Origin of the sequence: Pantoea sp. Fr+CA_20, assembly GCF_024520835.1 — a bacterium.
GTDB classification, from domain to species: Bacteria; Pseudomonadota; Gammaproteobacteria; order Enterobacterales; family Enterobacteriaceae; genus Pantoea; species Pantoea allii.
Genome location: NZ_JALNPN010000002.1, coordinates 499261 through 517011 on the forward strand (window position 1 = coordinate 499261; position 17751 = coordinate 517011).

General features: G+C 52.8%; 15 protein-coding genes. 8 read left to right on the plus strand and 7 right to left on the minus strand.

Annotation, left to right across the window (positions count from 1 at the left end):
* The first annotated feature begins 49 nt into the window (after positions 1 to 49).
* Complete coding sequence (locus tag NR177_RS04710; RefSeq protein WP_063880196.1) at positions 50 to 1009, plus strand: AEC family transporter; 960 nt, start codon at positions 50 to 52, stop codon at positions 1007 to 1009.
* Between the two features lie 49 nt (positions 1010 to 1058).
* Here NR177_RS04710 and ahpF read toward each other — a convergent pair whose 3' ends face one another.
* A complete protein-coding gene (ahpF, locus tag NR177_RS04715; protein WP_063880197.1) occupies positions 1059 to 2627 on the minus strand; it encodes an alkyl hydroperoxide reductase subunit F in 1569 nt (522 codons plus the stop codon).
* A gap of 71 nt (positions 2628 to 2698) precedes the next feature.
* The gene (gene ahpC / locus NR177_RS04720) at positions 2699 to 3262 is read right to left on the minus strand and encodes an alkyl hydroperoxide reductase subunit C (protein WP_063880198.1); all 564 of its coding nucleotides are present in this window, start codon (positions 3260 to 3262) and stop codon (positions 2699 to 2701) included.
* 335 nt (positions 3263 to 3597) lie between these two features.
* Between ahpC and NR177_RS04725 the strand changes: the two genes are divergently transcribed.
* Positions 3598 to 4053, plus strand: coding sequence for a GNAT family N-acetyltransferase (locus tag NR177_RS04725; protein WP_256852387.1), 456 nt, complete (start codon positions 3598 to 3600; stop codon positions 4051 to 4053).
* Here NR177_RS04725 and apbC read toward each other — a convergent pair.
* A complete protein-coding gene (gene apbC, locus NR177_RS04730) occupies positions 4050 to 5162 on the minus strand; it encodes an iron-sulfur cluster carrier protein ApbC (protein ID WP_063880201.1) in 1113 nt (370 codons plus the stop codon). The two genes, NR177_RS04725 and apbC, sit on opposite strands and share 4 nt — an antisense overlap.
* A gap of 176 nt (positions 5163 to 5338) precedes the next feature.
* On the opposite strand from apbC, the gene metG reads away from it, so the two are divergent.
* From metG to sanA, 6 genes are all read left to right on the plus strand, one after another.
* Positions 5339 to 7372 (plus strand): methionine--tRNA ligase, encoded by a 2034-nt coding sequence (gene metG, locus NR177_RS04735; RefSeq protein WP_096010833.1) that lies wholly within the window; start codon positions 5339 to 5341, stop codon positions 7370 to 7372.
* A gap of 118 nt (positions 7373 to 7490) precedes the next feature.
* Entirely contained in the window at positions 7491 to 7883 is a 393-nt protein-coding gene (locus NR177_RS04740; RefSeq protein WP_256852388.1) for a CidA/LrgA family protein, read from the plus strand.
* Complete coding sequence (locus NR177_RS04745) at positions 7876 to 8568, plus strand: CidB/LrgB family autolysis modulator (RefSeq protein ID WP_063880204.1); 693 nt, start codon at positions 7876 to 7878, stop codon at positions 8566 to 8568. Before NR177_RS04740 ends, NR177_RS04745 begins: the two co-directional genes overlap by 8 nt.
* Before the next feature lie 119 nt (positions 8569 to 8687).
* A complete protein-coding gene (gene cdd, locus NR177_RS04750; protein WP_109717370.1) occupies positions 8688 to 9578 on the plus strand; it encodes a cytidine deaminase in 891 nt (296 codons plus the stop codon).
* Positions 9579 to 9747: 169 nt separating this feature from the next.
* Positions 9748 to 11445, plus strand: coding sequence for an NAD-dependent malic enzyme (locus tag NR177_RS04755; protein ID WP_063880206.1), 1698 nt, complete (start codon positions 9748 to 9750; stop codon positions 11443 to 11445).
* A gap of 134 nt (positions 11446 to 11579) precedes the next feature.
* Entirely contained in the window at positions 11580 to 12296 is a 717-nt protein-coding gene (gene sanA, locus NR177_RS04760; protein WP_063880207.1) for an outer membrane permeability protein SanA, read from the plus strand.
* Between the two features lie 408 nt (positions 12297 to 12704).
* On the opposite strand, the gene mglC is transcribed toward sanA, so the two are convergent.
* The 4 genes from mglC to galS all read right to left on the minus strand — a co-directional run bounded on the left by mglC (position 12705) and on the right by galS (position 17679).
* A complete protein-coding gene (gene mglC, locus NR177_RS04765) occupies positions 12705 to 13715 on the minus strand; it encodes a galactose/methyl galactoside ABC transporter permease MglC (protein ID WP_063880208.1) in 1011 nt (336 codons plus the stop codon).
* 19 nt (positions 13716 to 13734) lie between these two features.
* Positions 13735 to 15255, minus strand: coding sequence for a galactose/methyl galactoside ABC transporter ATP-binding protein MglA (gene mglA, locus NR177_RS04770; RefSeq protein ID WP_063880209.1), 1521 nt, complete (start codon positions 15253 to 15255; stop codon positions 13735 to 13737).
* A gap of 70 nt (positions 15256 to 15325) precedes the next feature.
* Positions 15326 to 16321, minus strand: a complete 996-nt coding sequence (mglB, locus tag NR177_RS04775; protein ID WP_063881216.1) for a galactose/glucose ABC transporter substrate-binding protein MglB — start codon at positions 16319 to 16321, stop codon at positions 15326 to 15328.
* A gap of 317 nt (positions 16322 to 16638) precedes the next feature.
* Positions 16639 to 17679: an HTH-type transcriptional regulator GalS gene (gene galS, locus NR177_RS04780; RefSeq protein WP_109717372.1), complete on the minus strand. Its 1041-nt coding sequence runs from the start codon at positions 17677 to 17679 to the stop codon at positions 16639 to 16641.
* Positions 17680 to 17751 lie beyond the last annotated feature (72 nt).

Consider the following 17751-nt stretch of genomic DNA (forward strand, 5'->3'; position numbering starts at 1 on the left):
GCGTAATTTGCTAATCTCACGTCCAGTGATTTTTTACGTGTGAACGCTTATGCCTTTCCTGCTGGATACTTTAGGACACCAGATTTATCTTTCGGCCCCGTTGTTTATCCTGATTTTTCTGGGATTCGGCCTTATCCGGTTCGGCAAATGGCCCGTTACCGTCAGTGAAGGCATGAACCGTTTTGTGTTCAACGTCGCCCTGCCCTGCATGCTGTTTCGCATCATGAGTGACTTTTATAACAGTCCTCCGGTCGATGTGCGCCTGCTGCTGGCGTTTTTTGGCAGTTGCCTGTTGGTCTTCATTGTGGGGCGGATTGTGGCCTCGCGCCTGTTTCAACTGGATGGCGTAGCCGGATCGGTCTTTGCCCTGGGCGGCGTGTTCTCGAACAATGTGATGCTGGGGATTCCGGTTGCCACCGTCCTGCTTGGGCCTGCGGCCCTGCCCTCCGTCGCCCTGGTGCTGGTGTTTAACAGCCTGATACTGTGGACGTTATTAACGGTGTCGGTGGAATGGTCAAAACAGGGCAGTTTTTCACTGGGCGGCTTTAAACGCACCTTGATCAGCGTGCTAAAAAATCCGTTAATCATCGGAATTTTATCCGGTACCGCCTGGAGCCTGCTGCAGCGCCCACTGCCCGTTATTGCTGCCGAACCTCTGCGCATGCTGGCCTCCATTGCTGCGCCCCTGTCCCTGATCACCCTTGGCATGAGCCTGGCGCACTACCGGATTCGTGAAGGCTTGAAAGAGAGTTACACCATCTGTGCGTTGAAGCTCATTCTGCAACCGCTGTGCGTATGGGCGATTGCCTGGCTAACCGGCCTGCCCGCGCTGGAAAGCAAAGTGGTGGTGCTGCTGGGGTCAATGGCGGTTGGGGTGAATGTGTATCTGATGTCGCAGAAATTCAATGTGATTACCGGGACGACGGCCGCCAGTATGCTGTTTTCCACGCTTTTCGCGGCGATAACCACGCCGCTGTGGATGATGTTAATGACGCTGGCGGGATACTAAAAAGGCCCTGTAACGCAGGTTACCGGGCCTTGATCATGCGCGCGAAAACTTAGTGCGCAGGCTGGGTGCGAATCAGGTAGTCAAACGCGCTCAAAGAGGCTTTTGAACCTTCACCGCTGGCAATAATGATTTGCTTATAAGGAACGGTGGTGCAGTCCCCTGCTGCGAAAACGCCTTTCAGGCTGGTTTCGCATTTCGCATCGATCATGATTTCGCCCATCTTGTTGCGTTCAACTGCGCCTTCCAGCCAGTTGGTGTTAGGCAGCAGGCCGATCTGAACAAAAATGCCCGCCAGCGCCAGCTCATGGGTGGTCTGGTTGGTGCGATCCAGATATTGCAGGCCCGTGACTTTACTGCCGTCGCCTTTCACTTCGGTGGTTTGTGCATTAAGAATCACATCCACGTTTTTCAGGCTACGCAGTTTGTCCTGCAGCACTTTGTCCGCACGCATTTCACTGGCGAACTCCAGCAGCGTCACGTGTTCAACAATGCCCGCCAGATCGATAGCCGCTTCGACACCAGAGTTACCGCCACCGATGACCGCAGTGCGTTTGCCTTTAAACAGAGGACCGTCACAGTGCGGGCAGTAGGTTACGCCTTTGGTGCGATATTGTTCTTCGCCTGGCACGCCCATGTTGCGCCAGCGCGCACCAGTGGCAAGGATAATGCTGCGTGATTTCAGGACCGCGCCGGATGCGGTTTCAATGGCGTGCAAGCCGCCTTTGACCGCAGACGGAATCAGTTTAATGGCGCTCTGGCTATCAATGACGTCCACATTGTAGTCATCTACGTGGGCACGCAGGGCGCCGGCCAGTTTGGCCCCTTCCGTTTTCTGGACGGAAATGTAATTTTCGATATCGACGGTATCCAGTACCTGTCCACCGAAACGCTCGCCCAGTAACGCAGTACGGATGCCTTTACGTGCAGAATAGATGGCCGCAGCCGCGCCAGCCGGGCCGCTACCGACGATCAGAACCTCGTAAGCATCGCGTTTGTTCAGCTCTTCTGCTGCACGCTTGTCTGCATTGGTGTCAACTTTACTGACGATCTCGGCCAGGCTCATACGTCCCTGACCAAAGGCTTTGCCATTCAGATAGACAGCAGGCACGCCCATCACATTGCGTTCCTGAATTTCATTCTGGAACAGACCGCCGTCAATCGCGGTGTGGCTGATGCGGGGATTCAGCACCGCCATCAGGTTTAATGCCTGCACCACATCCGGGCAGTTGTGGCACGACAGTGAATAATAGGTTTCGAAATGGAAATCTCCATCCAGTGCCACAATCTGATCGAGCAGGCTTTGCGCTTCTTTAGACGGGTGCCCACCGGTCTGTAGCAACGCCAGCACCAGTGAGGTAAATTCGTGACCCAGCGGGGAACCGGCAAAACGTGGGCCGTTATTCGCACCAGGGTTGGTGATTAAAAATGAGGGCTTACGCACCTGACGATCGTTCTCTTCACGGAAGCTGACTTTGTCAGACAAGCTCGCGATATCGACCAACAGATTGCGAATCTCCGTTGATTTTGCGCCATCATCCAGCGTCGCAATCAACTCCACAGGCTTGGTGAGTTTCTCAAGGTAGGCTTTGAGCTGCGTTTTTAAATTGGTATCAAGCATAGTGAGTTCCTGGTCAAAAAATCGGGTGCCGCAGCACCCGATGAGAAAATGATCGACGTATCGATGCGAAATTAGATTTTGCCAACCAGGTCCAGAGACGGCGCTAGCGTAGCATCACCTTCTTTCCATTTTGCCGGGCACACTTCACCTGGGTGAGACGCGACGTACTGTGCTGCTTTCACTTTGCGCAGCAGATCAGACGCATCACGACCGATACCTTCAGCGGTGATTTCTACCGCCTGGATAACACCCTGTGGGTCAACAATGAACGTACCACGGTCAGCCAGACCTTCGTCTTCGCGCATGATGTCGAAGTTGCGGGTCAGCGCGCCAGTTGGATCGCCCAGCATCGCATATTTGATTTTAGCGATGGTGTCGGAAGAACCGTGCCAGGCTTTGTGGGTAAAGTGGGTATCGGTAGACACGGAATAGATGTCCACGCCCATTTTCTGGAACTCTTCGTAGTGATCCGCTACGTCGCCCAGTTCGGTCGGGCAAACGAAAGTGAAGTCAGCTGGATAGAAGAAGAAAACACTCCATTTACCTTCAACGTCTTTCTCGGTTACATCAATGAATTCGCCGTTTTTAAAAGCGCTGTTTTTGAACGGCTTAATTTTGGTATTGATAATGGACATGTGATGGCCTCCTTTAGAATATGTGATGCAGGTTACAAATTTTCTGGGCCAACATCTAATAAGCGCTCGTTATCAATAAAATAAACGAAAGCTATCAAACGCCGATCGTCATGATCTTTCAGGGAAAAAACCGCTTTTTTGCGAGCGATGCTGTTCGTAACGTCACTCTTTACTTGCTTATGCGCCAAATACCACGCGTAAAAACCGACGGCGCATCGCATTCTCCCCAAACGGCACCATCGAGCAGTGTACCGTGAAAAAGATGACATTTGTTCTGCTTTTGCTTTTTTGGCAATCCCTGCCAGGTTTGTTAAAAAGACTTAATGGAGCATGATGTGCATATTCGATTGTTTACTGAGGCCGATCGCCCCTTTTTGCGAACCCTGTTTTTGGCCGCACGCCGTCATAACTGGAACTGGATTGAAAACGATGACTGGCAGCTTGAAGACTTTGATCGGATCATCCCTGGCGAAACCATTCTGGTTGCCGAACTGGATGGTCATCGGGCGGGCTTTGCCGGGCTGATGGAAAACGATAACTTCCTGCATAGCCTGTATGTCGATCCTGCGTTCCAGGGTCGTGGCGTGGGCAGCGCTTTACTTGACGAGGTGCAGTCACGCTTTACCTCTACCGGAGCACTGAAGTGCCTGGAAATGAATAAAGCCGCGCAAACCTTTTATTTGCAGCGCGGCTGGAAAATCATTTCACAGGGTGAAAGCGAACAGGGCAACTATGTGCTGATGCACTATCCCGCGGCCTCGCTTTACACCAGTGATGCCGACGCGCGCTAAAGCGCCCGGAAGGCGATATCGCCTGGAATCACCTCGCCCTGCCAGTAAAGCTGGGCAGCCACCCGGCCAGCAAGCTGGCGATAAAGTGCCGCGAACTCGCTGTGTGGACGACGGATCACGGTGGGCTCGCCATCGTCGAGGTCTTCGCGCAGGTGAATATGCAGCGGAAGCTGCGCCAGCAGCCGGGTGCCATAATCGTCCACCAGCCGTTGCGCACCGCCCGTGCCGAAAATCGGTTCATGATGGCCGCACTGGCTGCAAATATGAATGCTCATATTTTCAACAACGCCCAGCACCGGCACGTTAACCTTCTCAAACATCACCATGCCTTTGCGCGCATCGATCAGGGCAATATCCTGCGGCGTGGTTACCACCAGCGCGCCGGTCACCGGCACACTTTGCGCCAGGGTGAGCTGAATATCGCCAGTACCTGGCGGCATATCCAGCACCAGATAATCCAGGTCTGGCCACAGGGTTTCGGTAAGCAACTGCATCAACGCTTTGCTGGCCATCGGCCCGCGCCATACCATCGCATTATCATCTGTCACGAGATAGCCGATGGAGTTGGTTGCCAGCCCGTGGGACAGAACAGGGGCCATATGCGTTCCGTCGGGCGACGTGGGACGCTCTTTTTCGCAACCCAACATGTTGGGCACGGACGGGCCATAGATATCGGCATCAAGGATACCCACGCGCGCACCTTCCGCTATCAACGCCAGCGCCAGATTGACTGCCGTACTCGATTTGCCAACACCGCCCTTACCGGAGCTGACGGCAATGATGTTTTTCACCCCGTTGACACCAGGGTGATTCTTAACCCGTTTCAGGGTGGCGATATCATGACTTAAGCGCCAGTCAATCGCCTGTGCGCCGCTTAGCCTCAGCAGCTCAGCACTGGTTTCGGCTTTAAGGTCTTCAAACGCACCGTTCCAGGCAAACGGCATCAGCAATTCAATGTGCAGCGTGCCATCGAGCAGCGCCACATGATGTAATGCCTTGAGGGCAATCAGATTACGTTGAAGCGTCGGATGTTCAAAGCTGCTCAGCACGCCGACCACAACGGCGCGTAAGGCTTCTGGTGTATGCGGTTCCCGGGATTGCGCTGTCATCCCCACTCCTTTTTCTGCTGTGCTTGCGCTGTGTTCCAGCGAGGTAATAACAATTCTATCAGATGCCGATCGTTTCGCGGGCTGTTGCGCATGGGAAATCCCTTGTGTTTACGCGGCTGTGCCCATCGGTTACCATCTAAGCCCGTTTTTTTACTTAACTGAAAGCTACGCAAACTATGACTCAAGTCGCTAAAAAAATTCTGGTAACCTGCGCCCTGCCTTACGCAAACGGCTCAATTCATCTCGGTCACATGCTCGAGCATATCCAGGCGGACATTTGGGTGCGTTATCAGCGAATGCGTGGCAATCAGGTTTACTTCATCTGCGCCGATGACGCTCACGGCACACCGATCATGCTGAAAGCGCAGCAGCTTGGTATTGCGCCGGAGCAGATGATTGCTGAAATGAAACACGAGCATGAAACAGATTTCGCCGGTTTCAATATCAGCTATGACAATTATCACTCTACGCATGGCGATGAAAACCGTGAGCTTGCCGGGCTCATTTATGGTCGCCTGAAAGAGAACGGTTTTATTAAAAACCGCACGATTTCTCAGCTGTACGATCCGGAAAAAGGCATGTTCCTGCCGGACCGTTTCGTCAAAGGCACCTGCCCGAAATGTAAGTCACCCGATCAATACGGTGATAACTGTGAAGTGTGCAGCGCGACCTACAGCCCGACTGAGCTGATCGACCCGAAATCCGTGGTTTCCGGTGCGACGCCGGTCCTGCGTGACTCTGAACACTTCTTCTTTGATCTGCCGTCGTTCAGCGAAATGCTGCGTGCCTGGACGCGTTCTGGTGCACTGCAAGAGCAGGTCGCAAACAAAATGCAGGAGTGGTTTGAGTCGGGACTGCAGCAGTGGGATATCTCCCGTGATGCGCCCTACTTTGGCTTTGAAATCCCAGGCGCGCCGGGCAAATATTTCTACGTCTGGCTGGATGCACCTATCGGCTACATGGGATCGTTTAAAAACCTGTGTGACAAGCGTGGCGATATCAACTTCGACGAATTCTGGCAGCAGGATTCAACCACGGAGCTGTATCACTTCATCGGTAAAGACATTGTCTACTTCCACAGTCTGTTCTGGCCGGCCATGCTGGAAGGCAGCGGTTTCCGTAAACCGAATAACCTGTTTGTGCATGGTTACGTGACCGTCAATGGCGCAAAAATGTCGAAGTCACGCGGGACCTTTATCAAAGCCAGCACCTGGTTACAGCATCTGGATGCCGACAGCCTGCGCTACTACTACGCGGCGAAGCTCTCTTCACGTATCGATGATATTGACCTGAACCTGGAAGATTTTGTCCAGCGCGTCAACGCCGATATCGTCAACAAAGTGGTCAACCTTGCCTCGCGTAATGCCGGTTTCATCACTAAACGTTTTGACGGCAAGCTGTCAGCGGAACTGGCCGATCCCGCCCTGTATCAAACCTTCCTGGACGCATCAGAGAAGATTGGTGAAGCCTGGGCGAGCCGTGAATTCAGCCGGGCCATTCGTGAAATCATGGCGCTGGCCGATTTGGCGAATCGCTATGTTGATGAGCAGGCACCCTGGGTGGTGGCGAAGCAGGAAGGCCGTGATGCAGACCTGCAGGCCATTTGCTCAATGGGCATCAACCTGTTCCGCATCCTGATGACCTGGCTGAAACCGGTGCTGCCATCGCTGACCGAACGTGCTGAAGCGTTCCTGAACAGCGAACTGCAATGGGATGGGATTCAACAGCCGCTGCTGAATCATCAGGTCGCGCCATTTAAGGCGCTTTATGGCCGTATTGAAATGGCGAAGGTCGAAGGCCTGATTGAGGCATCAAAAGTGGATGCGGCAGAAGCCAATAAACCGGCGGTAACCGGCCCACTGGCGGATGCGCCCATTGGCGATACCATTACCATCGACGATTTTGCCAAAGTGGATATGCGCGTCGCGCTGATTGAGAAAGCGGAATTAGTCGAAGGGTCGGACAAACTGCTGCGTCTTGAGCTGGATCTGGGCGGTGAGAAGCGCCAGATTTTCTCAGGCATTCGTGCGGCCTATCCCGATCCCGCCGTGCTGGTCGGCAAGATGACCATCATCGTGGCCAACCTTGCGCCGCGTAAAATGCGGTTTGGCGTGTCGGAAGGCATGGTGCTGTCTGCCGGCCCCGGTGGCAAAGATCTGTTTGTCCTGTCCGTAGACAGCGGTGCCGTACCTGGCATGCCGGTGAAATAGTCCTCTGGCCATCCTCTGCGGTTTACCGCCGGGGATGGTGCTTCAGCCACACGGCTGATTGCTGGCAGGCCTGGCCGTTAGTACGTATGATAAAACCCGTTAAAAACAGGAGCCTGTCATGCACACCGTGCTAACGATGAGTTGGCGTTATCTGCGCGCTTTTATCATTATTTATCTTTGCTTATATGCAGGAAACGGCATAGCCCTGCTGCTGCCCATCACCCTGCCCGGCAGCATCATCGGCATGCTTATTATGTTTGCGCTGCTTGCGTCGCAAATCCTGCCCGTGCGTTGGGTCAAGCCGGGTTGTCATCTGATTATCTGCTACATGGCGCTGCTGTTTGTGCCCGTCAGCGTGGGCGTCATGAATTACACCGATATCCTCACCGCGCAATTCGGTCCTGTTGTCGTCTCCTGCCTTGTCAGTACCTTCGCTGTCCTTGCCATTGTGGGGTTAAGTGCCCATAAACTGCATTCACGACCTACGGCCAAAGAGGTTAACGATGAGTGATATTTGGTGGTCGTTGCCACTCACTGTCGGGGCGTTTTTACTGGCGCGCAAGCTGGCGGCAAGGCTGAAGATATCGTTGCTGAATCCGCTACTGGTTTCCATGGCCGTGATTATTCCCCTCCTGCTGTTACTGCATATGCCCTATGCCCGTTATTTCGCTGGCAGCGAGGTGCTGAATCAGCTGCTGCAACCCGCGGTGGTGGCCCTGGCGCTGCCGCTGTATGAACAGATGCATCAAATCCGTGCCCGCTGGAAATCCATTATCGGCGTGTGCGTGATTGGTAGCCTGACGGCAATGATTTCGGGCACCGCCATTGCGCTGTGGATGGGCGCAACCCCAGAAATCGCCGCCACGATTTTGCCAAAATCGGTGACCACCCCGATTGCCATGGCGGTCTCCCAATCTCTGCACGGCATTCCTGCGATTAGCGCGATTTGTGTGTTGATCGCGGGCGTGCTGGGTGCCGTATTTGGTCATATGCTACTGAATCTGTTAGGCGTGAAGAGCAAAGCGGCACGCGGCCTGGCGATTGGTAATGCCTCTCATGCACTGGGAACGGCTCGGGCGGCGGAAATTGATTTTCAGGAAGGCGCCTTTAGTTCGCTGGCATTGGTGATTTGCGGCATCATCACCTCGTTACTGGCTCCCTTTGTTTTCCCGCTGTTGCTGCACTGGTTTGGCTAAAACTTTGGGATAGATCTCGCAAAGTTGAAAACTGTAAGACAAGTTGCATTGTCAGAGCGACGGAGATCACATATAAACCGATGTCTGGCATACCGCTCTGATGATTGAATGAGGCTTCCATGCATCCACGTTTCCACTCTGCCGTTGAAGGACTTCCCGCTACACTGCAAACCGCGCTTCGCCCGGTGCTGAGCGAGCCGGGATTTGACGCGATGCTGCGGGCCGAGCAGGTCACCCTGTTGCAGGCGCAAACCAAACTGGATGCAGATGCCCTGGCGCTGGCGCTGCTGCCGGTCGCCGCCGCCTGCGCGGTGGCGACGCTGTCGCAGTTTAACGTCGGTGCTATCGCGCGTGGCGTGAGCGGTAACTGGTATTTTGGTGCCAATATGGAGTTTACCGGTGCGACCATGCAGCAAACCGTTCATGCGGAGCAAAGCGCCATCACCCACGCCTGGCTGCGTGGCGAATCGCGCCTTGAAAGCATCACTGTCAATTACACGCCTTGCGGTCACTGTCGCCAGTTCATGAACGAACTCAACAGCGGTACAGACATTCGCATCAGCCTGCCGCAGCGCGACGTACAGACGCTGGCGCATTACCTGCCCGATGCATTTGGCCCGGGTGATCTGCAGATTATGGAACGCCTGATGGATGATGTGGACCAGGGCTACGTAGTAACGGGCGATGCGCTGGCTCAGGCCGCGGTTAAGGCGGCCAATCGCTCTCATGCACCTTACAGCCGGGCGTTTAGCGGTGTCGCGTTACAGACCGTCTCAGGCCGTATTTTTAGCGGACGCTATGCAGAAAACGCGGCGTTCAATCCCAGCCTGCCGCCGCTGCAGGCCGCACTGATTTTACTGAACATGGCAGGTGAGTCCTGTCACGATATCCAGGCCGCCGCACTGGCCCAGACGCACCAGCCTGCTCTGGATCAGTTTTCGGCTACTCAGGCGACATTACGCGCGTTGGGTTGCGATCAACTGACGCAGGTGCCCCTTGCAAAAGCGTAATGTGCGGCACGGTTTTAAACAGTTTCTAAATCTTTTATTTACAAAAGCTGTACATCGGCGAGAAATTTCATAGGATCTGGCGCCAGGCCTTCGTCATCACAATAAAACTGGCGTCCACCCTACTCTTTGATTATTGCGCCAGGAAAACTTGCAACCGGAGCATGACTGCATGGAACTCGAATACGAAAGTAAACGCCCGCTATATATTCCCTATGCTGGCCCTATTTTGCTGGAATTTCCGCTGCTGAATAAAGGCAGCGCCTTCAGCATCGAAGAGCGCAATGAGTTCAATCTCAATGGCTTACTGCCTGAAGCAGTAGAATCCATCGAAGAGCAGGCAAAACGCGCATGGCGTCAGTTTCAGGACTTTAAAAACAATAACGATAAACACGTTTACCTGCGCAACATTCAGGACACCAACGAAACGCTGTTTTACCGCCTGCTGGACAACCATCTTGAAGAGATGATGCCGATAATTTATACCCCAACCGTCGGTGCCGCCTGCGAACATTTCTCGGAAATCTATCGTCGCGCACGCGGCGTATTCATCTCCTACCCCAATCGTGCACATATCGAAGACATGCTGCAAAACGCCACCAAGCAGAACGTAAAAGTGATTGTGGTCACTGACGGTGAGCGCATCCTTGGCCTGGGCGATCAGGGCATTGGCGGTATGGGCATTCCAATTGGGAAGTTGTCACTGTACACCGCATGTGGCGGTATCAGCCCGGCTTACACGCTGCCCGTTGTGCTGGATGTGGGTACCAATAACCAGCAACTGCTGAACGATCCCTTGTATATGGGATGGCGTCATCCACGTATCACCGGTGAAGAATATGACGCCTTTGTCAATGAATTCATTCAGGCCGTTAAACGCCGCTGGCCGAAAGTGCTGTTGCAGTTTGAAGACTTTGCACAGAAAAACGCGATGCCGCTGCTGGAGCGCTACCGTGATGAAGTGTGCTGCTTCAATGACGACATTCAGGGCACCGCTGCCGTGACCGTCGGCACCCTGATTGCCGCAAGTCGCGCTGCCGGAAGCCGCCTGTGCGAGCAGAAGGTCGTCTTCCTGGGCGCAGGTTCCGCCGGTTGTGGTATTGCTGAGCAGATTGTTGCTCAGATGAAGTCGGAAGGTCTGAGCGACGACGAAGCACGTAGTCGCGTTATGATGGTGGATCGCTTTGGTCTGCTGACCGACAAACTGCCTAACCTGCTGGATTTCCAGAGCAGGCTGGTGCAGAAAAGCGACAATCTTAAAGACTGGGATACGTCAAGCGACGCTATCTCCCTGCTGGACGTTGTGCGTAATGCACAGCCCGACATTTTAATCGGTGTGTCAGGTCAGCCTGGCCTGTTCACGGAAGAGATCATCCGTGAGATGCATAAGCACTGCAAACGTCCTATTGTGATGCCGCTTTCTAACCCAACCTCGCGCGTTGAAGCCACCCCAGCAGACATTATCGCCTGGACCGATGGTGCAGCGCTGGTGGCCACCGGTAGCCCGTTCTCACCGGTTTCCTGGAACGGCAAAACCTACCCGATTGCGCAGTGCAACAACTCGTACATCTTCCCGGGTATCGGTTTGGGTGTGATCGCCTCTGGCGCGTCCCGTGTCACCGATACCATGCTGATGACAGCCAGCCGTGCGCTGGCGGATTGCTCACCGCTGGTGAACGACGGTGAAGGGCCGGTACTGCCTGAAATCAAAGATATTCAGGGTGTGTCGAAGATTATCGCCATGGAAGTGGGTAAAGCCGCGCAGCTGGCTGGCGTGGCAGTGGTGACCTCAGAAGACGTGCTGTCACAGTCCATCGCGAACAATTTCTGGCTACCTCAATACCGCCATTATCGCCGTACCTCGATCTAAAAATTGCTGCGCTGGGTCGGCATTGATTCAGCGCAGCTCAAATTTACACCAGCCAAACGGGGTAAACTTGCTTAGCAGGTGTAGCTCAAGTAGCCTTGTCCCACCAAAACTTCTGATCTCGAGTGCTCAGGCGCATGCTGAAACGCGTTTTCATTGCTCTGCTTTTCATCATCTTAACGATGGTGGCGACGGCGTTCGGCCTTGATCGCTGGATCAGCTGGAAAACGGCACCTTATATTTATGACAACCTCGCATCGCTCCCCCATCGACAAGTGGGCGTCGTGCTGGGGACGGCGAAATATTACCGCACAGGTGTGATTAATCAGTATTACCTCTACCGAATGCAGGGCGCGCTCAACGCCTATAACAGCGGTAAGGTTAACTACCTGCTGTTGAGCGGTGACAATGCACAGCAAAGCTACAATGAACCGATGACAATGCGGCGCGATTTGATCAAAGGCGGTGTCGATCCTGCTGATATCGTGCTGGACTATGCCGGCTTCCGTACCCTGGATTCGATAGTGCGCACGCGCAAGGTATTTGATACCAATGACTTTATTATCATCACCCAGCGCTTTCACTGCGAGCGGGCACTGTTTATCGCCTTACATCTCGGCATTCAGGCTCAGTGCTACGCAGTGCCGTCCCCTAAAAATATGCTCAGCGTGCGGATGCGTGAAGTGGGTGCACGTCTTGGCGCGCTGGCGGATCTGTTTTTGCTGAAGCGCGAACCACGTTTCCTTGGCCCGCTGGTACCGATCCCTGCCGTGCATGAGATACCTGAAGATGCACAAAGCTATCCGGCCGTGACCCCGGAACAACTGCTGGAACTCGAACAGAAACGCCGTTAGTTATCCCGCCAGCTCAGTGCTGCTTTTCCTTAACTGAAAGGGCTGACGAGACTTCGCACGGCGCTTCCTGCCCTGCCATCTTTTCATCCTGCCGTTCTGCCGTTCTGCCGTTCTACTCTCAATGTTAGAAATCATACGAAAAGGCAATATCGCATCCAGCGCCCGTCGAGGGCTGAAGGCGAACAGACGTGCAGGAGACTGTTCTTCACTGGCCAGTTTATGCACTTATCGAGTTACGGATTTCTGGGTTTGCGGGTTTGCGGGTTTGCGGGTTTGCGGGTTTGCGATTTTAGCTGATGAACTGATGATATTAAGGCCGTGCCCGGCCTAAAGACCAGCTGACGAACGCGCATTTGCACGGCCCCAAAAAAAGCGGCCCGGAGGCCGCTTGTATGATTGCCACTGCTGTTATTTTTTACGCGAATACTTCAGCGAGTCGAGCGCCACTGCAAAGATAATGATGCCGCCCTTGATGATGTACTGCCAGTAAGGGTTCACACCGATGTAGGTCAAACCGTAGTTGATAACGGTAAAGATCAGTACACCGGTCACCACGCCCGCAACGGTACCCACACCACCGGCGAAGGAGACCCCGCCGACAACGCAGGCTGCTATTGCATCTAACTCATACATAAAGCCGAGGTTGTTGGTGGCTGAGCCGATACGGCCCGCTTCCAGCATGCCGCCGAAGGCATAGAACACACCGGACAAGGCATAAATTAAAATCAGGTTCAGGTTAACATTGACGCCTGAGACTTTCGCCGCTTCCGGGTTGCCCCCGATGGCAAAAATGTTTTTACCAAAGCGGGTTTTATTCCACAGAATCCAGACGAAAACGATGGCAACCAGCGCATAGAACGTGATGTACGACAGCTTGAAATCACCGAAACGCAGGAACCCCTGAGTAAAGGTTGAGAAGCCGTCATAAAAACCTGCGATAGGTGACGCACCCACAAAGTCGTAATACAGGGAGTTAATACCGTAAACGATAATCATGGTGCCGAGCGTGGTAATAAACGGCGTCACTTTGAGATAGGCAATAATAATCCCGTTAACCAGCCCAATCACTGCACCAATTGCACAGACGATCAGAATAACCACTGGGATCGGTACGGTTTCCATGTGTGGAAACACTTTATTGACGTTATCCATCGACTGCAGCAGCGTTGCCGCGACAACCGCCGCCAGTCCCACCTGACGGCCTGCTGACAGGTCCGTACCCTGGGTCACAATCAGCCCGGCGACGCCCAATGCGATAATAATACGCACCGAGGACTGGGTGAGAATGTTACTCAGGTTCATTAAACTTAAAAATGTCGGGTCCTGGAAAATAATAATAGCCAGTAGTACCAGCAGTACGACATAAATGCCGCCCTCTTTAAGCCAGGTTAGCGCATTCTTTTTTGTAGTCGCTTTCATGTTAACAGCCCTTACTTCATTAAAGGTGTAATGACGCTAAACGCAATATTTCGTTCTGCGTGGTAGTTTTCGTATCAACAATGCCGGCTACCAGACCGTTACTCATTACCAGAATACGATCGGTGATGCCTAACAGCTCTGGCATTTCGGAAGAGATAATAATGATGCCCTTTTCTTTCTTTGCCAGCTCCGCCATCAACTGGTAAATCTCGAATTTGGCACCCACATCAATCCCGCGCGTCGGTTCATCGAGCATTAATATTTCGGGCTGAGTCAGCAACCAGCGTCCAATAATCACTTTCTGTTGGTTACCACCAGAAAGTGAACCAATTTGCGTATGATGCCCAGGGGTTTTTACCCGCATGGAATCGATCACCCATTGGGTATCGCTTTTCATGCGTTTATTATCCAGCAGGCCAATACTGTTCTTATATTTTTTGATATTGGATATAAGAGAATTAAAGCCAATATCCAAAAAAGCATAAATACCGGTAGAACGACGCTCTTCCGTCACCAGTGCAAAGCCGTGGTTAATGGCTTCATTGGCCGTATGATTGTTAATCGTTTTACCATGCAGTTTAATGGTGCCGCCTGATTTTTCGCGAATGCCAAACAGCGTTTCAACGATATCAGTACGTTTTGCACCTACTAACCCGGCAATGCCGAGTATCTCCCCTTTACGCAAATCAAACGAAATATCACGAATAGAAGGCTGACGCAGTGAGGTCAGATTACGCACCTCAAGAATGGTTTCTCCCGGGACGTTGATACGATCCGGGAAGCGCTGGCTCAGTGAACGTCCGACCATCATGGAGATGATCTTATCCATATCCAGCCCTTCAAGCGGCTGAGTCGTAATCCACTGACCATCACGCAGGATGGTAATTTCATCGCACAGCTGGAAGATCTCTTCCATCTTATGCGAGATATAAACAATACCGCAGCCGCGATCTTTCAGCTTACGGATAATCGTGAACAGATGATTAACTTCTTTTTCCGTTAAGGAGGAAGTCGGTTCATCCATGATCACGATTTTTGCGTCATAGGAAAACGCTTTAGCAATCTCAATCATCTGCATTTGCGAGACAGAGAGATGGGCGACTTTATCACGAGGATCGATATTGATATCCAGCTCGTCAAAAATCGCTTTGGTATCACGGTACATTTTGTCCTGATCGACAAAGAAGCCTTTGCGTGGATAACGCCCAAGCCACATGTTGTCCATCACGGTGCGTTGCAATACCAGATTTAATTCCTGATGCACCATTGATACGCCGTTTTCCAGCGCTTCTTTGGAGCTTTTATAATCAATTTCCTGCCCTTGAAAAAGAATACTGCCGGTATCTTTTTTATAGATACCAAACAAGCACTTTAACAACGTCGATTTACCAGCGCCGTTTTCACCCATCAGTGCATGAACGGAGTGAGGCCGCACTTTTAAATTAACGTTATCGAGAGCTTTCACGCCGGGAAATGATTTACTGACGTCGGTCATTTCCAGCAGATATTCGCGCTGCGCGGTCGTATTATCACTGGCCATAATTTACCTGGCTAAAAAACGGTGATGACATAAAAAAGGCGCAGCAGCTGCCGCGCCCATCTGCAAAAACTTATTTCTGGAACTGAGACAGGTTTTCTTGATCGACCGGTACATAAGGTACGCGGACGATCTTATCAACCATCTTGAAGTTGGTGCCTGCCGTAGCCGGTTTGCCATCTGCAAGGTTTTTCGCCATATCAATGGTCGCTTTCGCCTGGTTTTCCGCGTCATTCAGCACGGTACCCGCCATTGCGCCTGACTTAACCAGCGCCAGCGCTTCAGGCAACGCATCCACACCGAATACCGGAATGGAAGACATGTTGTGCGCTTTCAGTGCTTCAACTGCGCCCATTGCCATTGCATCGTTGTTAGCGATAACCACTTCAATTTTCTTAGCGTTTGGACCAGACAGCCATGCGTCCATCTTATCCTTCGCCTGAGCGGTATCCCACATAGCCGTATCCATTGCTAACTTCTGGGTTTTCAGGCCGTCTTTGTTCAGCGTGTCGATAACATATTTGGTACGTGCTTCTGCATCAGGATGGCCCGGCTCGCCTTTCAGCAGAACATACTGGATCACGCCATCTTTATTCAGGTCCCATGCTGGGGTCGCTTTCCAGTGCTTCTCAATCAGTTTGCCCTGAATCACGCCTGACTCTTTAGAGTCGGTACCCACGTAGTACGCTTTGTCATAGCCGGCCAGCACTTTAGCGTTAGGCTCTTTATTGAAGAACACCACGGGAATATCGTTAGCACGGGCTTTTTGCACGACAACGGCCGCCGCAGCCGGGTCAACCAGGTTAATGGCTAACGCTTTCACGCCTTTTGCCATCAGCACGTCAATTTGATCGTTCTGTTTGGATTGATCGTTCTGTGAGTCATTCATCAGCAGCTGAATGCCGCCCAGTGTATTGGCTTCTTTCTCGATATCTTTACGAACCATCGACATAAAGTTGTCGTCGTATTTGTAAATGGTCACGCCGATGCGTGTGTCAGCGGCATGAGCAGTTGCACCAAACATCATGCTGGCAACCAGTGCTGTGAGCGTGAAAACCTTCTTATTCATGGTATCTCCGGTTTTTTTTGCAGGGTCTTTTTTTGTTCAGCCGCCCAGAAGGCGTCAGAACATCAGGTAGAATTATTCGGCGAGGCAGGATGCGCTTTATCAGGCGGAGCCCCTGCTGTGCCATGCAAAACTCGACTTCCGTGACTTCCGTGTAGGCAATGCATCCATAGTGCGTGTCATGAACCATGTAAACCGACGCCCGGTCGGCCCCCTCATGAAGAGAGTGGCGTTACATAATGTTTCAGTACTGTTAGACGCTGCCATCATAGTGAGAGCAATGTTAATTAACTGTGAATACAATCACAGATTGAAAACGGTTACATCGCTGAATCGCCTGAATTAGTGACGGACTCCACAATTTGCTTTTGCGCCACCGAGTGGCGGCGTACCAGCGTCGGCATAAAGATGTGTTTTGCACTGCTGTCGATACAGCCCGCCGCGCCCTGAAGCGCCAGCTCAGTGGCAAGTTTCGCCATAGAAACAATAGGATAACGGACCGTGGTCAGTTGAGGATCGGTATAACGTGAAATCGGGATATCATCGAAGCCCACCACTGAGAAATGCTGGGGCACCTGAATACCGTTGTCTTTTAAGGCCGTGAGGGCCCCCGCCGCCATGCTGTCGTTGTAGGTGAAGATGGCACTGAGGTTGAGATTACGGCCCAGGAGTTCCACCATTGCCGCTTCCCCCCCCTGCATATCAGGCTCCGCGCTGGCAATCCAGCTTTCCTGCGGGCGAATCCCCTGCTCTGCCATTGCCTGCAGCCAGCCTTCCCGCCGCTGCGCGACATCTTCGATAGGATGGCTGGAACACAGATAGCCAATGCGGCAATGGCCCTGTTGCAGCAGCATTCTTGAGGCCATCAATGCGCCTGTTACATTATCAAGGCTGACGCAACGGTGCTCAAAACCCGGCACGCTACGGTTAATCACCACCATACCGGGCACCTGGCTCATAAAATCAGCCAGTTCCGCGTCTGAAAGCGTTTTCGCGTGCACCACCAGCGCATTGCAGCGTTGGCGAATCAGTACCTCAATCGCATGACGCTCTTTCTCTTCATGGTGCCAGGAGTTACTGATCAGAACATGTTTATGTACGCGCTGTGCCACCGTGTCTACCGCCTTGACCAGCGCGCCAAAAAAGGGATCGGACACATCCATGACGACCACCCCGATGGTATCGCTCACCTGGGTTGCCAGCGCCTGTGCATTGGCATTTGGGCGATAGCCCAGAGCGTCAACCGCCTGTAACACCACATCACGTGTTTCAGCGGTGACCGCGCTGCTGTTATTTAGTACGCGCGAAACGGTAGCGACCGACACACCGGCCTGACGCGCAACATCACGAATCGTTATCATGCAGCACTTCCAGAGAGATAAGGCATTATGCCAGTTACAACACCGGCGCTATTTTGTCAGGGAAGAAGAGCG